The organism is Eudoraea algarum, assembly GCF_050589645.1.
Taxonomy (GTDB): Bacteria; Bacteroidota; Bacteroidia; order Flavobacteriales; family Flavobacteriaceae; genus JBNGOQ01.
On record NZ_JBNGOQ010000001.1, the window covers coordinates 20,729 to 38,287 of the forward strand.

The 17,559-nt window shown below is 45.5% G+C and carries 16 protein-coding genes; 10 read left to right on the forward strand and 6 right to left on the reverse strand.

Annotation, left to right across the window (positions count from 1 at the left end):
* Positions 1 to 62: 62 nt before the first annotated feature.
* The 4 genes from ACRD67_RS00055 (at position 63) to ACRD67_RS00070 (ending at position 3,563) form a co-directional block, all read left to right on the forward strand.
* Positions 63 to 605, forward strand: a complete 543-nt coding sequence (locus ACRD67_RS00055) for a hypothetical protein (protein WP_430964903.1) — start codon at positions 63 to 65, stop codon at positions 603 to 605.
* Positions 583 to 1,410, forward strand: a complete 828-nt coding sequence (locus ACRD67_RS00060; protein ID WP_430964904.1) for a class I SAM-dependent methyltransferase — start codon at positions 583 to 585, stop codon at positions 1,408 to 1,410. Before ACRD67_RS00055 ends, ACRD67_RS00060 begins: the two co-directional genes overlap by 23 nt.
* Before the next feature lie 354 nt (positions 1,411 to 1,764).
* The gene (locus tag ACRD67_RS00065; protein ID WP_430964905.1) at positions 1,765 to 2,895 is read left to right on the forward strand and encodes a glycerate kinase; all 1,131 of its coding nucleotides are present in this window, start codon (positions 1,765 to 1,767) and stop codon (positions 2,893 to 2,895) included.
* 161 nt (positions 2,896 to 3,056) lie between these two features.
* Positions 3,057 to 3,563, forward strand: a complete 507-nt coding sequence (locus ACRD67_RS00070) for an OmpH/Skp family outer membrane protein (protein WP_430964906.1) — start codon at positions 3,057 to 3,059, stop codon at positions 3,561 to 3,563.
* A 70-nt stretch (positions 3,564 to 3,633) separates the two neighbouring features.
* On the opposite strand, the gene ACRD67_RS00075 is transcribed toward ACRD67_RS00070, so the two are convergent.
* Together ACRD67_RS00075 and ACRD67_RS00080 are read right to left on the reverse strand one after the other, a co-directional pair.
* The gene (locus tag ACRD67_RS00075; RefSeq protein ID WP_430964907.1) at positions 3,634 to 4,032 is read right to left on the reverse strand and encodes a DoxX family protein; all 399 of its coding nucleotides are present in this window, start codon (positions 4,030 to 4,032) and stop codon (positions 3,634 to 3,636) included.
* A gap of 10 nt (positions 4,033 to 4,042) precedes the next feature.
* A complete protein-coding gene (locus ACRD67_RS00080; protein ID WP_430966167.1) occupies positions 4,043 to 5,194 on the reverse strand; it encodes a DNA polymerase III subunit in 1,152 nt (383 codons plus the stop codon).
* 151 nt (positions 5,195 to 5,345) lie between these two features.
* On the opposite strand from ACRD67_RS00080, the gene ACRD67_RS00085 reads away from it, so the two are divergent.
* From ACRD67_RS00085 to ACRD67_RS00095, 3 genes are all read left to right on the forward strand, one after another.
* The gene (locus ACRD67_RS00085) at positions 5,346 to 6,539 is read left to right on the forward strand and encodes a phosphoglycerate kinase (RefSeq protein WP_430964908.1); all 1,194 of its coding nucleotides are present in this window, start codon (positions 5,346 to 5,348) and stop codon (positions 6,537 to 6,539) included.
* Between the two features lie 119 nt (positions 6,540 to 6,658).
* The gene (locus tag ACRD67_RS00090) at positions 6,659 to 8,290 is read left to right on the forward strand and encodes a LysM peptidoglycan-binding domain-containing protein (protein ID WP_430964909.1); all 1,632 of its coding nucleotides are present in this window, start codon (positions 6,659 to 6,661) and stop codon (positions 8,288 to 8,290) included.
* A gap of 11 nt (positions 8,291 to 8,301) precedes the next feature.
* Complete coding sequence (locus tag ACRD67_RS00095) at positions 8,302 to 9,324, forward strand: DUF4837 family protein (RefSeq protein ID WP_430964910.1); 1,023 nt, start codon at positions 8,302 to 8,304, stop codon at positions 9,322 to 9,324.
* A 46-nt stretch (positions 9,325 to 9,370) separates the two neighbouring features.
* Here the strand turns inward: ACRD67_RS00095 and ACRD67_RS00100 are convergent, their stop codons facing one another.
* From ACRD67_RS00100 to tatA, 4 genes are all read right to left on the reverse strand, one after another.
* Positions 9,371 to 9,541 carry a DUF6747 family protein gene (locus ACRD67_RS00100; protein WP_430964911.1) on the reverse strand — a complete coding sequence of 57 codons (171 nt, stop codon included), beginning with the start codon at positions 9,539 to 9,541 and terminating at the stop codon, positions 9,371 to 9,373.
* 292 nt (positions 9,542 to 9,833) lie between these two features.
* Entirely contained in the window at positions 9,834 to 10,004 is a 171-nt protein-coding gene (locus tag ACRD67_RS00105; RefSeq protein WP_430964912.1) for a DUF6747 family protein, read from the reverse strand.
* A 229-nt stretch (positions 10,005 to 10,233) separates the two neighbouring features.
* The gene (locus ACRD67_RS00110) at positions 10,234 to 12,768 is read right to left on the reverse strand and encodes an OmpA family protein (RefSeq protein WP_430964913.1); all 2,535 of its coding nucleotides are present in this window, start codon (positions 12,766 to 12,768) and stop codon (positions 10,234 to 10,236) included.
* A 283-nt stretch (positions 12,769 to 13,051) separates the two neighbouring features.
* Complete coding sequence (tatA, locus tag ACRD67_RS00115; protein ID WP_430964914.1) at positions 13,052 to 13,237, reverse strand: twin-arginine translocase TatA/TatE family subunit; 186 nt, start codon at positions 13,235 to 13,237, stop codon at positions 13,052 to 13,054.
* Between the two features lie 199 nt (positions 13,238 to 13,436).
* Here tatA and ACRD67_RS00120 point away from each other — a divergent pair, with 199 nt between their 5' ends.
* From ACRD67_RS00120 to ACRD67_RS00130, 3 genes are read left to right on the forward strand one after another with little or no spacing between them, the layout of a single operon-like run.
* The gene (locus ACRD67_RS00120) at positions 13,437 to 14,306 is read left to right on the forward strand and encodes a M23 family metallopeptidase (RefSeq protein WP_430964915.1); all 870 of its coding nucleotides are present in this window, start codon (positions 13,437 to 13,439) and stop codon (positions 14,304 to 14,306) included.
* A gap of 7 nt (positions 14,307 to 14,313) precedes the next feature.
* Positions 14,314 to 15,810 carry a GH3 auxin-responsive promoter family protein gene (locus tag ACRD67_RS00125; protein WP_430964916.1) on the forward strand — a complete coding sequence of 499 codons (1,497 nt, stop codon included), beginning with the start codon at positions 14,314 to 14,316 and terminating at the stop codon, positions 15,808 to 15,810.
* 54 nt (positions 15,811 to 15,864) lie between these two features.
* A complete protein-coding gene (locus ACRD67_RS00130) occupies positions 15,865 to 17,559 on the forward strand; it encodes a DUF6909 family protein (protein WP_430964917.1) in 1,695 nt (564 codons plus the stop codon).

A 17,559-nucleotide genomic window follows, 5' to 3' on the forward strand; every position in this document is an offset into this window, starting at 1 on the left:
AAAAAGAAGGGCTTTGGTTTGGTTTTTGATAGGTGTTGAGCCTAGGGAAACACCAAGCCAAAATGAAAAAAACACTACTCCTTTTATTGTCCTTTGTCCTTTTTGGTTCCTGCATTCCACTAAGGATAGCACCAAAGATCAAGGATCACAAAATCACCCAGGGAAAACGGTTCAAAAGAAGTTTGCCCAAACGTCAAATGTTCATCTTTGAAGACCCTAAGGAGGCCAATGCCTTTTACGATTACGTCAACACAAAATTCGCTCTTGAACATCAGCAAGTGTATGACGATGTCCCTTTTCGCATAAAGGGCAAACAGTTTTTCTTTTCCTTTTATGAGGTGGAAATACCCACCAAGACCATTAATCTTATCCCGATTATGATTGACGGCCTGTTGGATCAGGCCGAGATGGATCCCCTGCTGGAAGAGGTGCACAGCACTAGGGAGGGGAATTGGTACTTGGCTATTGAGGTGTACAGCGATGATGAGAACGACTGTTTACATGAAAATTCCCTTTCAAGAAGTTTGGTTTTGAACTATCTTCGAACTTTAAAGGAAGAGTATTTGTCCACCCACAACTATCATGAAACTGTTTTTAAAGACTAAGGATCATTCCATTTCCGGCGAAGGGTTTGAATTGGTGCACGATACCGAGTTGGATATGCTCATTACGAAGCCACAGCCCAGCGACCTGAAAAAGTATTACGAAAGCGAGGCCTATATATCGCATACCGACGCCAATAAAAGTTTTGTGGATCGTATTTATCAGCAGATAAAGAAGCGAAGCCTTCGCAAGAAGGTAAAACTGTTGGACACCTATGTGCAATCAAAAAAAAGCCTCTTGGACATTGGTGCGGGCACGGGCGATTTTTTGCTGGCAGCAAAGCGAGGGAACTACGAGGTGTTTGGAGTGGAGCCTAACCAAAAAGCGGCACAATTGGCAGCGGCGAAGGGGTTGACCTTGGCGCCAGAGCTACGCCTTTTGCCCAAGCAGGAGTATGAACTGATTACGCTTTGGCATGTCTTGGAGCATCTTCCCAATTTGGAAGAGCAAATTGTCCAAATGAAAAAGGTCCTTGCGCAGAACGGCACCCTGATCGTTGCGGTGCCGAACTTCAAATCCTACGATGCTCGATATTACAAAAACTTTTGGGCTGCTTATGACGTACCAAGACATCTGTGGCATTTTTCCAAAACGGCCATCCAAAAAATATTTGAGAAGCATGGGATGCAGCTGGTGCATACCTTACCTATGCACTATGATGCTTTTTACGTTTCCCTGCTTTCCGAAAAATATAAAACGGGGAAACAAAATTTGCTGAAGGCATTTTGGGTAGGCTTGCGGTCCAACCTAAGCGCTTGGCGCAGCGGTGAATACTCCTCCCACATATATGTGTTGAAAAAAGGTTAAAAACTGTTTTAAGGACGTCTCACGCATTTTTGATATGTCGGCCATAGGAAGGGGCCGGCGCAAAAAGATTTCCCAAAAGAGGCGCAAAAAAGGAAGCTATTTAAATAAGAAAAAACAATGACAATTGGTTTTGGGAATAAATTTTATCTATATCGAATGATCTTTAGCAAACACTCGTGGCCTATGATTTTTTTCGCTCAATTTTCGAACGCGCTTAGGGAAGAAAGAAACAGTTCGCTTAAATTCACCAACGCATATGAAAAACACTCCAATTTTACTTAAGAGGACTAAAGGACTTCTTAGGAAGGCAGAACGTTTTTTGGCACGGCTTGGAGCACGGCAAAATGTTAAACCATGAACATCTTACTGATCCCGGATAAATTTAAAGGCTCCCTTTCCTCGGAAGAGGTCATCGCATCTTTGTCAAAGGGCATACGTCATGTAAGACCCAAGGCCGAGATTCATTCCGTACTGGCTTCCGATGGGGGAGACGGTTTTTTGGATGCTGTCGCTATCCATAAGGATACCCAACAAGTGATTACAGACACCCAAGACCCCTTGGGCCGTCCCATCAAGGCCGCATATCTATGGGAGCCCAAAACGGCATCGGCCTATATAGAACTGGCAACAGCTTCGGGCATGGTCCTCTTGGACGAAGCGGAACGGAATCCACTTAAAACAACCACTTACGGCACAGGACTGCAGATCAAACACGCTATTGCCAAAGGGGCCAGAAATATTTATTTGGGGCTTGGGGGAAGTGCAACCAATGACGGTGGTACCGGTATGGCCAGGGCTTTGGGTTTTCGATTTCTGGATTTACATGGAACGGAATTGCTGCCCATTGGCGGAAACCTGGAACAAATGGCACGTATTGAGGGGCCAAAAACACCTGGTTTCACCAAGGTTTCCTTTTTCGCCATTAACGATGTAAACAACCCGCTGTTCGGTGTGCAGGGAGCTGCCCATGTCTATGCCCAACAGAAAGGTGCAGGACCGGCAGACATTAAAACCCTAGATCGAGGCCTTATAAAGCTGAGCCAAACAGTGAAACAACATTTAGGGAGTGATCTGGCCGGCATTCCCGGCGCTGGAGCTGCTGGGGGATCGGCGTTCGGATTGAAAGCTTTTTTTAAGGCCGAGTTTATCAGTGGTGTAGATTTTGTTCTTGATCTGGCCCGGGTAGACCGCTTGGTGAACAGCATAAGGATAGACTATATCATTACCGGCGAGGGAAAACTGGATGACCAAACCTTGAACGGAAAATTGATCAAGGGTGTAATTGATATGGGCACTCGCTTGAACATACCCGTAATAGGGGTGTGCGGCAAGCTAGATCTGAAACATCGGAACCTGCAGGAGCTTGGGCTGGATCATATTATTGAGAGCGGTGACCCTGCAAAATCCCTACAGTATAATATGGAACATGCGGCTGTACTTTTGGAAAAGGCGACCGCGGATTTTTTCAGGGATTTGGGGAACTAGGGCCCAAAAAATGGTTTTTGCCGACATAAATTGACGAAAATTCCATAAAGCTTTCCTATTTTTGCGCAACTTAAAAAGAGAGCACGTGCCATAACTGAACGTTGGGACTTACCCGTATAGTAAATGGCTCGTTGCATTTGACCGATAAAAAATATAAACGGATGAAAAAAATAGTATTGGGCTTAGCCCTGTTAGGGCTCATGTCCTGTAAACAAGACAAGATAGCTTTTGTGGATAGCATAAAACTTATGGAAGGCTACCAGGAAAAAGTGGATATCGACAACAAGTTTAAGGGTAAGGCCGAATCCTTTGCAAAAAAGCGGGATAGTATATCACAAGCCTTTCAAATAGAGGCCCAGGCTTTTCAGACCAAGGCCCAGGGCATGCCCCAAAAGAAAGCACAGGAAGAGTACGCCGTGCTACAGCAGAAGGGACAGTTCATAAGTCAGCAACTACAACAGGAGGAGCAACAATTACAGCTTTTAAATCAGACCGAGTTGGATAGTTTGGTAAGCAAGGTAAAAAAGCACATTAGGGAATACGGCAAGACCAATGGATATACCTATATCTTTGGCGGAGGAGATAGCGGAAGCGTGCTTTATGGTGAAGGATCCAAGGACCTCACGGAAATGATTCTGAAGGAATTAAACGACGGGTATAAGAAATAGACTTGGAACTTTGGAAACCACAGGGCCCGAACGGATATCGTTGGGGCTTTTTTTTGGTGTAGGGCCTACCTTATTGCTGCAATAGGAATACCAGAAAAACGGCGGGAACAAAATAGACCGCAATAGTTTTGGCCCCTTCATAATCCTTGGCCAAGCGTTGCCCGAACAACAGCATCAAAAGGGACACACAGGACATAATGGCCCCATATAGTGCCATGGTGCCTTTCCCTTGGATGACCAGTTGATATATCCCAATGGCGCACAGGGTGCCCGCAATTACCTCGGACAATAGTACAACACCCAATAGCAGCGGCACGATATTCTTAAAAGGGGTGTCTGCAAAATGTCCTTTGAGCCATGCTAGGTTTCCTGCCCAATCGAACACTTTGTCTATACCGCTTTGTAGAAAGGTAATGATGAGAAAAAGCAATAATAGGATTTCCGTGGCATTGTCAAACAGGTATTCCATAGCAAAGGTTTTAGGCCGCTTTTTTATGTAGCAGACGTGTTAGTTTAATGGACAGATCGGTCAATATGATTTTTGAGTTGCCGTTGCGCTCAATGTGAAAAATGGCAGTTTCCAACTCATGAACAATGGCCTCAATATTGTTCTCGTGCACAAAAGGGGCAAATTTTTCCATTTGAAACGTATCCACATGGATTCGCATATAAGCCAACTCCTCCACCTTATAGTTGATCAATAGGGCCTGCCGCATCATCGCAAGGCAATAGCGCAAAAAGTTCTTTTGGGTTTCTCGACCTGTTTTGGCCACCTCCTCGCTCCAAAGGATAAGCTCGTGAACAGCGGCCCGGTTACCTTTGGCCTTAAAAGCGCTGCGCACCCATTGCACAAACCAGCGTTCAAACACCAGATCTTCAGAGTCATTATGGGAGAGGTCCAGGGCCTTGTTAAAATTCCCGTTTGCCTCATGGGCTATTTTTAAAGCCTCTTCCCTTTTAATGCCTTCTTGAACCAGGGCGTTCGCGATAGCTTCCTCTGGCAGGGCCGGAAAATGTAATAGTTGGCAACGGGAACGAATGGTCTGTATGATTTGCTCCTCATCTTCGGCCACCAAAATAAAGATGGTCTTTTCCGGAGGTTCCTCGATCAGTTTCAAAAGCTTGTTGGAGGCGGCAACATTCATTTTGTCGGCCATCCAAATAATCATGATTTTATAGCCACCCTCATAAGCTTTTAACGATAGCTTTTTAACGATATCCTGGGCCTCGTCGACCCCTATTTGAGCTTGTTTCTTTTCAACGCCAATAAGCCGGTACCAGTCAAAGAGGTTTCCATAAGGCTGTTCCTTAAAAAATTGGCGCCAATCCTGCATATAGTGGTTGCTTACCGCATGGCTCTTGACCTTGGCACTATTGGCTACCGGGAACGCAAAATGCAGGTCTGGATGGGTGAGGGAAGCACACTTCAGATTACAGGCTTCATCCCCCGGGACGTTTTTGTCTTGGTGGTGGCCACATAGTATGTACTGTGCATAGGCCACGGCCATGGGCAAGGTACCACACCCTTCAGGGCCCACAAATAATTGGGCGTGCGGGAGACGTCCTGCATCCGCACTGAAGGCCAAGTGGTTTTTGATATGTGTTTGTGCTAAAATATCCTCAAAAAGCATTGACCAAAGATACATTATTTTGATATTTCGCCCATTGCTCCTATCTATTGGGAAAGAGGGTTAAAACGAACGTAACAAATAATAGGGCGCCCTTCTTTTTATGCCAAGCATAAATCTTTACATTTGCCTTTCGTATAAACGCCGCTAGCACATGAAAACCCTTAAAGATTTCAATTTTGAAGACAAACGAGTATTGATTCGCGTGGATTTCAACGTTCCCTTGGACGCAGATTTCAATGTAACCGACACCAATCGCATAGAAGCGGCAAAACCTACCATTATAAAAGTATTGGAAGATGGCGGCAGTGCTGTGCTGATGAGTCATTTGGGGCGCCCAAAAGGGATTCGAAATCCGGATATGTCCCTGGGCCATATCTGCCAGACGGTTTCGGAAATCATAGGGGTCTCGGTAAAATTTGTGGATGATTGTGTAGGGGAGAAAGCCGAAAAGGCAGTTTCCGAACTGCAAAGCGGCGAGGTGTTGTTATTGGAAAATCTTCGGTTCCACGCCGAGGAAACCACTGGGGATGTAGACTTCGCCGAACAGCTTTCGCGCCTGGGCGACATTTATGTGAACGATGCCTTTGGCACCGCTCATAGGGCCCATGCCTCTACCACCATTGTTGCCAGGTTTTTCCCGGGACAGAAGTGCTTTGGATATCTCTTGGCCAAGGAGATTGAGGCCATTGAAAAGGTGATGCGCACAGGTGAAAAACCGGTGACCGCCATTTTAGGGGGCGCCAAAGTGTCTTCCAAAATTACCATTATCGAAAACATTTTGGATAAGGTAGACCATTTGATTATTGGTGGCGGAATGACCTATACCTTCGTTAAGGCACAAGGAGGACTTGTGGGCGACTCCATTTGTGAGGACGACAAGATGACCCTGGCCCTGGAGATTTTAGAGCAGGCCAAAGCAAAGGGTGTAGCAATTCATTTGCCCGTTGATGTCCTGGCGGCCGATGATTTTAGCAATGACGCCCAAACCCGGATTGTGGCGGTGAACGCAATTCCCGACGGATGGCAAGGCCTGGATGCCGGACCCGTAACCTTGGAGAACTTTAAAGCAGTCATCTTGGCATCCAAGACCATCCTATGGAACGGTCCTGTTGGGGTTTTTGAAATGGAGTCCTTTGCAAAGGGAACCGTGGCCGTTGGCAATTTCATTGACGAGGCTACACAAAATGGCGCTTTTTCCCTGGTGGGAGGAGGCGATTCGGTAGCAGCTGTAAAACAATTTGGATTTCAGGACAAGGTAAGTTATGTGTCTACAGGAGGTGGCGCCATGTTGGAGAGTCTTGAGGGAAGATCCTTACCCGGAATTGCTGCAATATTGGAGCCCTAAAGGCGTTATCGATAAACGGGCCCCAGGGCTTTTAAGGGCGGTTTAACGACTTAAATTTTATTCTTTCCAAAAAAAATACGATTTTCGTTAGCTCCCTTTCTTTGAAAAGGACTGTTATTATGGGATTAAGGACGTTTATTATTGGAATTGGCACCTTGTTGGCTTTTACCGGGCACAGCTTGGCACAACAGGCAGATTCCATTCCAAAAAAGGAAAACGACACCACCAATCGGGTACCATTGGATACACTTGCCATGGACATGGAAGGTGTCAAGCAAATGGAGCTGATGTCGGCCCCCTCCGGACCTGAGGGCAACCCGTTGCTGTTGACCAAGGAAGAAAACAACTACACCCTCAAGGACCATCCGGAAGCAGCTAAATTCGATAGCCTTTGGCTCAAGGAGCTTTCGGAAAACGCATCGCTTTTCGATGCCATGTATGAAGAGGTGTCGCAATTGGACGTGGAAACCGTACCGGAGTATACCCTTGATACGGAAACGCTAAAAAAAAGATTGGAGGCCCTAAACCAAAAAACCCCGTTCAACATTGCGTACAATCCTTCCTTGGAAAATGTTATAAAATCCTTCCTGACCCGTAGAAGGGACCTGATGGAACGCATGCTTACCGCAAGCCAGTTCTATTTCCCGATGTTCGAACAAGAATTGGATAGTTACAATATCCCTTTGGAAATTAAATACCTGGCCATAGTAGAATCTGCCCTGAACCCCAGGGCAAGATCACGGGTCGGGGCAACTGGACTTTGGCAATTCATGTACAGCACAGGCAAAATGTACAAATTGGATGTAAGCAGTTATGTAGATGAAAGAAGAGATCCCATTGCCTCCACCAAGGCCGCTTGTGCTTATTTGTCAAGACTGTATGATATTTTTGGGGATTGGGACTTGGCGCTTGCCGCATACAATTCTGGCCCGGGGAACGTGAACAAAGCGATCAGAAGATCAGGAGGCTATAAGAACTATTGGAACATTCGGAGAAACCTTCCACGTGAAACAGCGGGCTACGTCCCTGCATTTTTGGCTACGATGTACCTGTTTGAGTATGCCGAGGAACACGGCCTTAAAGCCAGGAAGGCCGAACGACCATATTTTGAGACCGACACGGTCCATGTAAAAAGCTTGATAACCTTTGATCAAATTTCCGAGTTGGTCGGGGTGGGCGTCAAGGAACTAGAGGTGCTTAATCCTTCCTATAAATTGAATATTATCCCTTACGTGAAGGGCAAGAATTATGCTTTGCGGCTTCCCAAGGAGGCCATGGGCAAATTCGTGAACAACGAAACCGCCATCTATGCACACGTGACCGAGGAATTAAAGAAAAAGGAAAAACCCCTGCCACAACTGGTGAAGGCAGACAACCGCATTCGGTATAAGGTGCGAAGCGGCGATTATCTCGGAAAGATTGCGGAAAGGTACGGCGTAGGGGTAAGCCAGATAAAACGTTGGAACGGCCTGCGCAGCAATAACCTGCGAGTAGGACAACGGCTGACTATTTTTTCCAGAAGGCCTGTAGCCACTAGTGCCGCCAAGGGAAGTGGCACCAAAACCACCTCCAGCACAGCATCGATTCCCGCGGGCACCAAGGTCCATACGGTCAAAGAGGGGGACTCCCTTTGGACCATCTCCAGAAAATATCCGGGAGTTTCCATTGAAAATTTACGAGAATGGAACGGTATTAGCGGTAACAATCTAAAACCGGGCACAAAACTGAAATTGTGCGATTGTTCTTCGTAAAAAATAATCTTATGAAAAAAATAGGAACACTATTGATTGCCGCCATCCTTGTAACCATCTCTTGCAACGACGGAGCAAAACGAAAGGATTATCGGCCCACCTCCATTGGGGCCATTAATTCCTTGGCCGTTGTAATGGACAAACAACTTTGGGAGGGGCCCGTTGGCGACAAGGTTCGGGAAACCTTTGCCGCACCTATACTTGGACTTTCCTGGGAAGAACCCCTCTTCACCATTAATCATATGCCCGCCAAGGTATTTACGGGGACAGTGAGGAACACCCGCTCGGTCTTGGTCATAGACCAGGACAGCCTTAATCTAGCCCATATAAAGAGCGATGTGTATGCCAGGCCGCAAAGAATATCGGTAATCAAGGGTAGAACGGAGGAAGAGATCATAGAAAATCTGGAAAGGAAGTCGGGAGAAATCATAGCGTCCTTTAAGAATCTGGAGATACGGGAAACACAGAAGCGCTTTCTAAGGTCCTTGAACAAAGAAAAAGCGTTGGAGGAAAAGTTCAATATTTCCCTGACCATGCCCTCGGTCTATAAAGTGGGCAAAGAGGAAGACAATTTTGTGTGGATCGACCGTCAGATTCTAAAGGGAACCATGAACATTATAGCATACACCATGCCGTGGGACAGCTTTACCAATGATTCCACTTTTGTACGTGATATAGTACGTATGCGCGACTCTATAGGACAGAAATATATTCCTGGCCCGGACGTGCCCGGAAAGACCACATTTATGGTGACAGAAAAGGCTTTTGCACCCTATGTGTTCCCTGCCGAGGTAGCCGGAAGAAAGGCCGTGGAAGTCAAGGGCATATGGGAAATCAACAATTATCCTATGGCCGGACCCTTTATCACCTATATTATCAATGATCAAGAAAACCGCAGAAAAGTGGTCATAGAAGGCTTCACCTTTGCCCCTGCTACGGAAAAAAGAGAATTCATGTTTGAATTGGAGGCCATTTTAAAAACCATAAACTTCGGAAAAGGCCAAGTAAGCAATAAAGAAATTGCCCAGGAATAAAAAAGCGCCCTTTTGGGCGCCTTTTTTTGTGCGGGAGCGTTCATCTCTAATCGAACGCAAAGCCCGTGGATAACCTGAAGATGAAGGCGTAAAGTACCACAAAGAACAAAGCAAAACAGAACCAAGAAAAGGCCTTAAAGTACTTTGTAAGTATGATATTCCCTAAATTTCTAAAAGCATCCACATAAATTTCCTTTACAAGTAAAAATTTCCTCATACACCTAATTTTTGAGTTTAGTACTGGTGCAAAGGTCCATGTTTAGCCCTACCGGAATAAATTAATTGGATAAAAGGCCACGAATTCTGGATATCCCAAATCGCGCTCTTTTTTTGTCCGACCAAAGGTCAATTTTCTTGGGTTAAGCACAGTAGATATCTACTGGGGCCATGGGGGCAGTACATATTTTTGTCAGCTTAGGAGATACTGTGGGGTGCCATGGAAAAGGTTTTAAAATAGAAAAGCATCCTCAATAAGGATGCTTTTCCATAACCTATAAGGTGTTCCTGGGTCAATCAAAGGCGAAACCTGTGGAAACCCTGAACAAAAAAGCGTATAAGACGATTAAAAAGCTTGCAAAACAAAACCATGCAAATGCTTTAAAATAAGATTTCACAAAGACATGCCCCAAGTTTTTAAAAGCATCCAAATAAATCTGCTTGATGAGTAGTAGGTTTTTCATGGTATTGGGTTTTAGGTTAGAATCGTTTTCCTTACCATATAACTCAAAATTAGAGGTTTAGGTATTTTTCCGGGCCCGTTTGTTGTGAATGGAAGTGATATCGTGGTGAAACGTAAAACTTTAAACTTGATGGGCCTTTTAAGCGTAGTACAGAGGGCCTAAAAACCAAAACCGCCCCCATATGGATGAGAGCGGTTTTGGATGCGTGTAGCGCCCACCCCAATGGCTGCTACATACGTACAATAATAAATTCGGATCGTCTGTTAAATTCATGTTTTTGACCACTGCAGCGCACCGTGCCGTCGCACTCGTTGAGCAATCTTTCCTCACCGTACCCAATGGCGCTTTCGATGCGATCAGGGGACACCCCTTTGGAGATCAGATAATCCCTGGAGGATTTGGCCCGTTTGTCCGACAGGTACTTATTGTATACCCTACTGCCCCTGGAATCGGTGTGCGACTCTATCTTAATGACCATATCAGGATATTCGGCCATGACCTCGACCAACTTGTTGAGCTCTTCCGAAGCGTCCCTTCGTATCGAGAATTTATCAAAATCGAAATAAATCAGATCTGTCTTAAGTTTCTTGATGCCTTCCTCGATTACGATAAGTTCCTTTAACTTTTTCATGGAAACCGATACGTTTACCAGTTCGTTTTCTTTGGTGGTAATAGTCTGTTCATCATCAAAATAGGATCCCTTTAAGGTCTTGATGGTATACTTGGTGGTACTGTCCAGATCCTCAAAGACAAAGCTACCATCTGTGTCCGTAACCACTTCCTTGAGCTTCATATTGTGCTCATCCAAAAGCATCACAAGGGCTTCTGGCATAACCTCCCCGGTAATTATCTCGGTGACCACGCCGGCAATGGCATTTTCATTTACCTCTTCAGGGATGAGACGGGCAACGGAGTAGATATCATCATCTCCTTTCCCACCCTTTCGGTTGGAAGCGAAAAAACCTTTTTGGGTCTCCTCGTTAATGATGTATGAAAAATCGTCCCTACGACTATTTATAGGCTTGCCCATATTCTTCACCTCTTGGAACCCATCCTCATCGTAGGCGGCCTCATAGATATCCAGTCCGCCAAGTCCCACATGCCCATTGGAAGAGAAGTAAAGCTTTTTTTCATTGATAAAAGGGAACATTTCCTTTTGTTCCGTATTGATTTCCGGCCCCAGGTTTCTCGGTTCGGAAAAACGGCCCTCGGAAAGCACATCGACCACAAAAATGTCAGTAGCGCCCAAACTTCCAGGCATATCGGAAACAAAGTACAAGAGTTTTCCATCTGGGCTCAACGCGGGATGCCCTGTGGAATAGCTGTCACTATTAAAGGGAACTTCCCGGGCCTCGGTCCACTCCCCATCTACTTTGGTCGAGGTATAGATTTTTAGGTTGTTGATCCCGTTCTTGTCGCGCTTTAATTTTTTGCCGTAGTTGTTCCGTGTAAAGTACATGGTCTTGTTGTCTGGCGAAAAGGTTACCGCGGCCTCGTGGTACTTGGTGTTTATTTTTTTGGAGAATTTTATGGCATTTTTTACCTCTTGCGATTCTTCGTTGATTTTGGCCACATAGAGATCCAGATAGGGCTGGTTGTTCCATTTATACCGCCGGGTCGTAAAAAAGGAGGAATCCTTGGCCGAAGCGTAGACCATTTTATTCCCTTCGTGGAACATGGGCGAAAATTCAGAATATTTGGTATTGATGGCCAGATTCTTTATCTCAAAAAGCCCTTCCTGGCCCCTGATCTGGTCCAATACCGCTTCCTTCCTAGCTCTTTTGGACGGATCATAAGCTACCTTTCCTTCTTTCAGCTTCTTGTTGTACAGACGCATCAAACGTTTTGCTCGGGCATATTTGCCCGTCCCTTTTAGGGAATGGGCAAATTTAAAGATGTTGTCGGCCGACATTTCCTCTTGGTACTGCTCATACAACACATTATACCAATAGTAGGCCTTTTCCATATTGGTGTTGAAGTAATGGGCATCTCCCGCCCTTTGTACAATGTCATAGGAAAATTGCTGTCGTTTGCCCTTACCAAGGGCTTCCTCATAGAGTTCGGCTGCTTCGGCATACCACATTTTGTTGAAATAGAGATCCGCTTTCTCCAACAGCTTGTTTTGACCGGAACTTCCTATTGGAGCCTTGTTTTGGTCTATTTGGGATGCTTGGATCATATCATAGGTCACCTCCTCTACGGGCATGGTCTGTTCAGGGACAGGCTCCAATGTTTCTTTTTCGAGGGATTCCAAGACCTCATTTTCTATGTGAAGGATCCACACTTCCTGGATATAACGCCCATAAAGTTGTGATTTTGCAGCTGCCATCGCCTCCTGTTCCGAGGTATAGCGTTCCAGATAGATATAGTTTAACCCGTTGTTGGGGTTGGCGATATAACCCGCGTTGAACCCTTGGTTCAGCAATTTTTTTACGACCCTTTTTGTATTCTTCTTATTGCCAAAAACACCAGAAATAATATAATGCCCGTCCTTGGCTCCTTCCAGGTTGTGGAGGGTCCTGCTTTTTATGGACGTGCTTGCGCTAGCCGCATCCCTAGCCTCTGTTTTGACCGTTGGTGAAGAGGTATTGGCTACCACACCTGAAGTGTTGGGGTTGGCCAACAAGCCTTTTTGGGGGACATCCTGGGCGGAAATTCCGAGCGATAGCAGAAAAGCGAGTATCGCAATACTTTTTTTTATGCCGGAAATCGATACCAGGAACGCAAAAAAGTCAGTTATTATTTCGGGTAAGTGTTTATGCATTAGCTATTTGTTCTAGACTAAACGTCAAATTTAACAGTTCTAATGCACCCCTGTTAAATTTTGTTGTGAAACGGCTGTTTTTTGTCGCGTAGACCTGATCTGAGGCCCTAAAAGCACCCTTAAGGCCTGTGCACCTTAACGATAAAGTACTGTCAACAAAGGCACGGCCGGGGATTGTTCTAGGCAGCCAAAACACTTTTGTACCAATTGGAATTTTTTAGGCACAAGCACAAAAAAACATCCTTGAAAAAGGATGTTTTTGCAACGATTATATACTTGTTCGCTAATCTTCTTTTTTCTCCTCCAATTTTTCGTCTTCCTTGGAAGCGTCCTTAAATTCCTTGATGCCGCTTCCTAAACCCCGCATTAATTCCGGAATTTTTTTCCCTCCAAACAAAAGGAGCACAACCATTACAACAATGGCTATTTGCCAAGGTCCTATCGCTAAAAATGTAAGTAAAGATATCATGGTATTTTATTTATAAGACAAATGTACTAAAAAAGTTACTAGAAAGCTGTTAATAATAACGCCTCCGTACTATTTTAATTGTGCTGGACCATATGTGGATATTTTTCGTATACATAGGGGATGGCACCAAGTTTGAAATTTATGGAAATTTAAAAGGGATTGCCCTCAAAATTCAATACTAACCTTATATTTGCGTACGATGGCCAAAAAAGAAAGAAAAAGGAAGGAAATCAAAAGAAAGTTACTGCACAAGTATCGCTTGGTTATTCTCAATGAAAGTACTTTTGAAGAAAAGCTTTCCTTTAAATTAAGCCGGCTCAATGTATTTGTTACCGGATCTCTGGTCATCATTGGTCTTATTGGCCTTACTACCCTTTTGATCGCTTTTACCCCCTTGCGGGAATATATTCCCGGATATTCCTCCACCCGCCTTAAACGCCAGGCCACCGAACTGACCTATAAAACGGATTCCCTGGTGACGGTTTTAAATTATACCAATAGGTATTTGGATAACATACGGCTGGTTCTAAAGGGAGATATCGAAAACAGTGAGATTAATAGGGATTCGCTCTTCGAACAGTTTAAATTGGACCCATCCACCGTTGATTTAACCCCTATCAGGGAGGACTCCCTATTAAGGGCCCAGGTGGCTTTGGAAGACAAGTACAATCTTTTTGAGCGCGCACCGGGAAGTAAAAGCCTAATCCTGTTTACCCCGGTAAGCGGCACGGTGTCGCAAGAGTACGATGCGGAGAAAAAACATTTTGCAGTAGACGTGGTTGCCGCTAAGGACGCACCGGTCAAGGCTGTGGCCGATGGCATGGTCATTTTTGCCGAGTGGACCTCCGAAACCGGTTATGTCATCATCCTGGAACACAAGGAAGGCCTTATCTCGGTTTATAAACACAACGGTTCGTTAAACAAGGCCCAGGGAGATATTGTCCGCATTGGAGAGGTCATTGCGTCCGTGGGCAATACCGGGGAATTGACCACAGGTCCCCATCTCCATTTTGAACTTTGGAACAACGGAAGTCCGGTAAACCCTAAGGACTATATCGATTTTAAATAATCATTGCATGTCGATAAAATCGTTTGCCGCTAAAATTTTCGCCAAAAAAATTGCCGGAAAAACGGCCAAATGGGTCAATGATCCCTTGAGGACGCAAGAGCAGGTCTTCCATGACCTTGTCCGTACCGCCAGGGATACCCATTTTGGAAGGGACCACGGCTTTGATCAAATTCAATCGCATAGCGATTTTGTATCCCGTGTACCCATAAGGGATTATGAGGCCTTAAAGTCCTATGTGGAAAGGGTCGTTGCAGGGGAGCAACATGTACTATGGCCCGGAAAGCCCATTTATTTCGCGAAGACTTCGGGCACCACCTCCGGAGCCAAGTACATTCCGATAACCAAGGCCTCCATAAAGCACCAGGTAGAGGCCTCCAGAAATGCCATTTTGAGTTACATCCATGAAACGAGGAATGCCAATTTTGTAAACGGCAAAATGATTTTTTTACAAGGCAGCCCGGAAATGCAGGAAAAGAACGGCATTAAATTGGGGCGCTTGTCCGGAATATCGGCCCACTACGTACCCAAGTACCTTCAAAAAAACCGATTGCCCAGCTGGGAGACCAATTGCATAGCAGATTGGGAAACCAAGGTAAATGAGATAGTTCGGGAGACGGAGGACCAAAATATGACCGTGATTGCCGGAATCCCCTCCTGGGTGCAGATGTACTTTGAAAAACTAAACGCTAAGCACCACCAGAAGGTGGGTGAACTTTTCCCAAATTTTCAGCTCTTTATTTATGGGGGGGTCAACTACGAACCCTATCGGGCCAAGTTTGAAAGACTGATCGGAAGACGGGTAGATAGTATCGAGTTGTTTCCGGCCAGCGAAGGATTCTTTGCCTACCAGGATTCACAAAAGGAAAAAGGGATGCTGCTACTGCTCAATTCGGGCATCTTTTATGAGTTTGTTAAGGCCGAAGAGTTTTTTAACGATGGCGCCAAGCGTCTTACCCTTGGAGAAGTGGCCCTAGGGGTAAACTATGTAATGATTATCACGACCAATGCCGGCCTTTGGGCCTATAACCTAGGAGATACCGTTCAGTTTATTTCTACCAAACCCTATAGGATAGTGGTCTCGGGGCGAATAAAGCACTTTATCTCGGCCTTTGGTGAACACGTTATTGCCAAGGAAGTGGAAGAGGCCATGAAGGCGGCCATTGACCAAACCGGGGCCAGCGTAAACGAATTTACGGTAGCGCCGAAAATAACACCGGAAAAGGAGGAACTCCCTTACCACGAATGGTTGATCGAGTTCGAGAAGACTCCAGAAGACCCAGCCCACTTTGCCCATATATTGGATATCACCTTGCAGGAGCAGAACAGCTATTATTTGGACTTGATAACGGGGAAAATACTGCAGCCGCTCAAAATAACGTCCATTAGACCAGGGGGGTTCCGGGATTATATGAAATCCATTGGAAAACTGGGAGGACAAAACAAGGTGCAGCGTTTGGCGAACGACCGGAAGGTGGCAGACCTTCTAAGCAAGTATAGAAAGTAGGCGCCAGTCCTTAAAATCATAAATTTAAATTGTAATTTTGCCAGAACTTTTTTTATGAGCAAAACAGCGAACACAACGAACAATACCCGAGCACAGGAATCTACCAATGCCATTGAACGTTTGTACATTACCATGCGCCATTTGTTCAATAGGGGATTTTATAAGCCGTCCGGAGTATCCGGGGAAGCGCTTAGGAATGCGCTCCTACTGTTGCGTCCGGAGATTTACGGATCCATTGCGGAAGAAAAGGCCGAGCTAAATGGCCTGGTCTACGTTTTGGAACGCCTTCCAGAAGGCATAGAGCAGTGTCGTTTCATTAACCTAACCTCGGATGAGGGCTATGCCAAGTCGCACTTTAAGCCCATTATCCCGCCAAAAAGAAGGAGAAACTGCTATCGGATAGATGAAGAGCAGATGAACATAGAGATTACACGGGGGCGATCGGATATTTATGATATCCTTACCCACCTTACCTTTTTGTTTATTGAGTCCAGCAAAATCAGCAAACGTGTTTTGATCGAGGATACGGACAAGACCATACGCGATTGGAACAAACTGGAAGTGGCGGTGAAAAAGGAAAAGCTCTCCCAAGACGAAAGGGAGGTAGCCTTGTTGCATACTGCAAATATTCTTGGGCGCTCCTTTGTGGAAGTGCTGGAGGTGTACCAGCGTTTGGCAAGCAAGAAAAACCCCGAGCGTTTTTTGAAAATAATCTACTGGCTGGGAAAACTGGCAATAGAGGAGGAAACTACAGGAGAGCGCAGAGCGATTACCTTCGGCACCATCCTGCGCGAACGTCTTGGCCATCATATTCACGGGGAGCGATGGGCAAATACGATAAAGGAGCTATTGAAGGCACATGGACTTCTGGGTAGGCCCATCCATATCATAAGCGCCAATATGCACAGTGTGATGAATTCCCTGTTCGCCCGAAAGGCGTTGGCAAAGGAATTCCCTGATAATGGCTCCCTGGAGATTTACGAGGCGCTGAGTTCATCGGACAATATGGCCCTGCGCCAAAAAGTGACCACCCTGGCGAAGAAAAATGGCATGATTGCCATGGACGATCTATCGGGGACCAACATAGATGTCCAGATTTTTGATACGGCAAAATTGAGCAAGGGCGCCTGTTGTTATGATTTTCCGAAGGGAGCCGTAGACGACACAAAGCCGGTTATATTTGTGATGGACTACGCTTTTGGCGAGCAGGCCTATGAGACCATTGACGAGTTTCTAAAACCTTTTGAAAATCAAGAGGGTGAAAAAGTGTTCCTGGATGTAGCCTCCATTTCCATCATGGGGAAAGCCGGTATTTTGGAAGGTGGAAAGGGCGATTTAATGATACCATCGGCCCATATCTTTGAGGGTACAGGGGATAATTATCCCTTCGAAAATGAATTGTGTTCCGTGGATTTTAAGGGCTATGGGCTTAAGGTGCTTGAAGGGACCATGGTTACGGTTTTGGGAACTTCCCTGCAGAATAGGGACATTTTGAAATTCTTCCATGAATCCACCTGGAACGTTATCGGCCTGGAAATGGAAGGTGTACATTATCAAAAGGCCATACAGTCCGCCTCGAAAGTTCGGAAGAGCATCCGCGAGGATGTAAAGGTCAGATATGCCTATTATGCCTCGGATAACCCCTTGGAAACAGGAAGTACCTTAGCGTCGGGCGGTTTGGGGACCACGGGAGTAAAGCCCACCTACCTGATTACCGATAAGATTTTAGAACAAATATTCAATTCATAA

Coding starts and splice junctions, on each gene's coding strand:
- ACRD67_RS00055 (WP_430964903.1), top strand. CDS start 63: ATGAAAAAAACACTACTCCTTTTATTGTCCTTTGTCCTTTTTGGTTCC.
- ACRD67_RS00060 (WP_430964904.1), top strand. CDS start 583: ATGAAACTGTTTTTAAAGACTAAGGATCATTCCATTTCCGGCGAAGGG.
- ACRD67_RS00065 (WP_430964905.1), top strand. CDS start 1,765: ATGAACATCTTACTGATCCCGGATAAATTTAAAGGCTCCCTTTCCTCG.
- ACRD67_RS00070 (WP_430964906.1), top strand. CDS start 3,057: ATGAAAAAAATAGTATTGGGCTTAGCCCTGTTAGGGCTCATGTCCTGT.
- ACRD67_RS00075 (WP_430964907.1), bottom strand. CDS start 4,032: ATGGAATACCTGTTTGACAATGCCACGGAAATCCTATTATTGCTTTTT.
- ACRD67_RS00080 (WP_430966167.1), bottom strand. CDS start 5,194: ATGCTTTTTGAGGATATTTTAGCACAAACACATATCAAAAACCACTTG.
- ACRD67_RS00085 (WP_430964908.1), top strand. CDS start 5,346: ATGAAAACCCTTAAAGATTTCAATTTTGAAGACAAACGAGTATTGATT.
- ACRD67_RS00090 (WP_430964909.1), top strand. CDS start 6,659: ATGGGATTAAGGACGTTTATTATTGGAATTGGCACCTTGTTGGCTTTT.
- ACRD67_RS00095 (WP_430964910.1), top strand. CDS start 8,302: ATGAAAAAAATAGGAACACTATTGATTGCCGCCATCCTTGTAACCATC.
- ACRD67_RS00100 (WP_430964911.1), bottom strand. CDS start 9,541: ATGAGGAAATTTTTACTTGTAAAGGAAATTTATGTGGATGCTTTTAGA.
- ACRD67_RS00105 (WP_430964912.1), bottom strand. CDS start 10,004: ATGAAAAACCTACTACTCATCAAGCAGATTTATTTGGATGCTTTTAAA.
- ACRD67_RS00110 (WP_430964913.1), bottom strand. CDS start 12,768: ATGCATAAACACTTACCCGAAATAATAACTGACTTTTTTGCGTTCCTG.
- tatA (WP_430964914.1), bottom strand. CDS start 13,237: ATGATATCTTTACTTACATTTTTAGCGATAGGACCTTGGCAAATAGCC.
- ACRD67_RS00120 (WP_430964915.1), top strand. CDS start 13,437: ATGGCCAAAAAAGAAAGAAAAAGGAAGGAAATCAAAAGAAAGTTACTG.
- ACRD67_RS00125 (WP_430964916.1), top strand. CDS start 14,314: ATGTCGATAAAATCGTTTGCCGCTAAAATTTTCGCCAAAAAAATTGCC.
- ACRD67_RS00130 (WP_430964917.1), top strand. CDS start 15,865: ATGAGCAAAACAGCGAACACAACGAACAATACCCGAGCACAGGAATCT.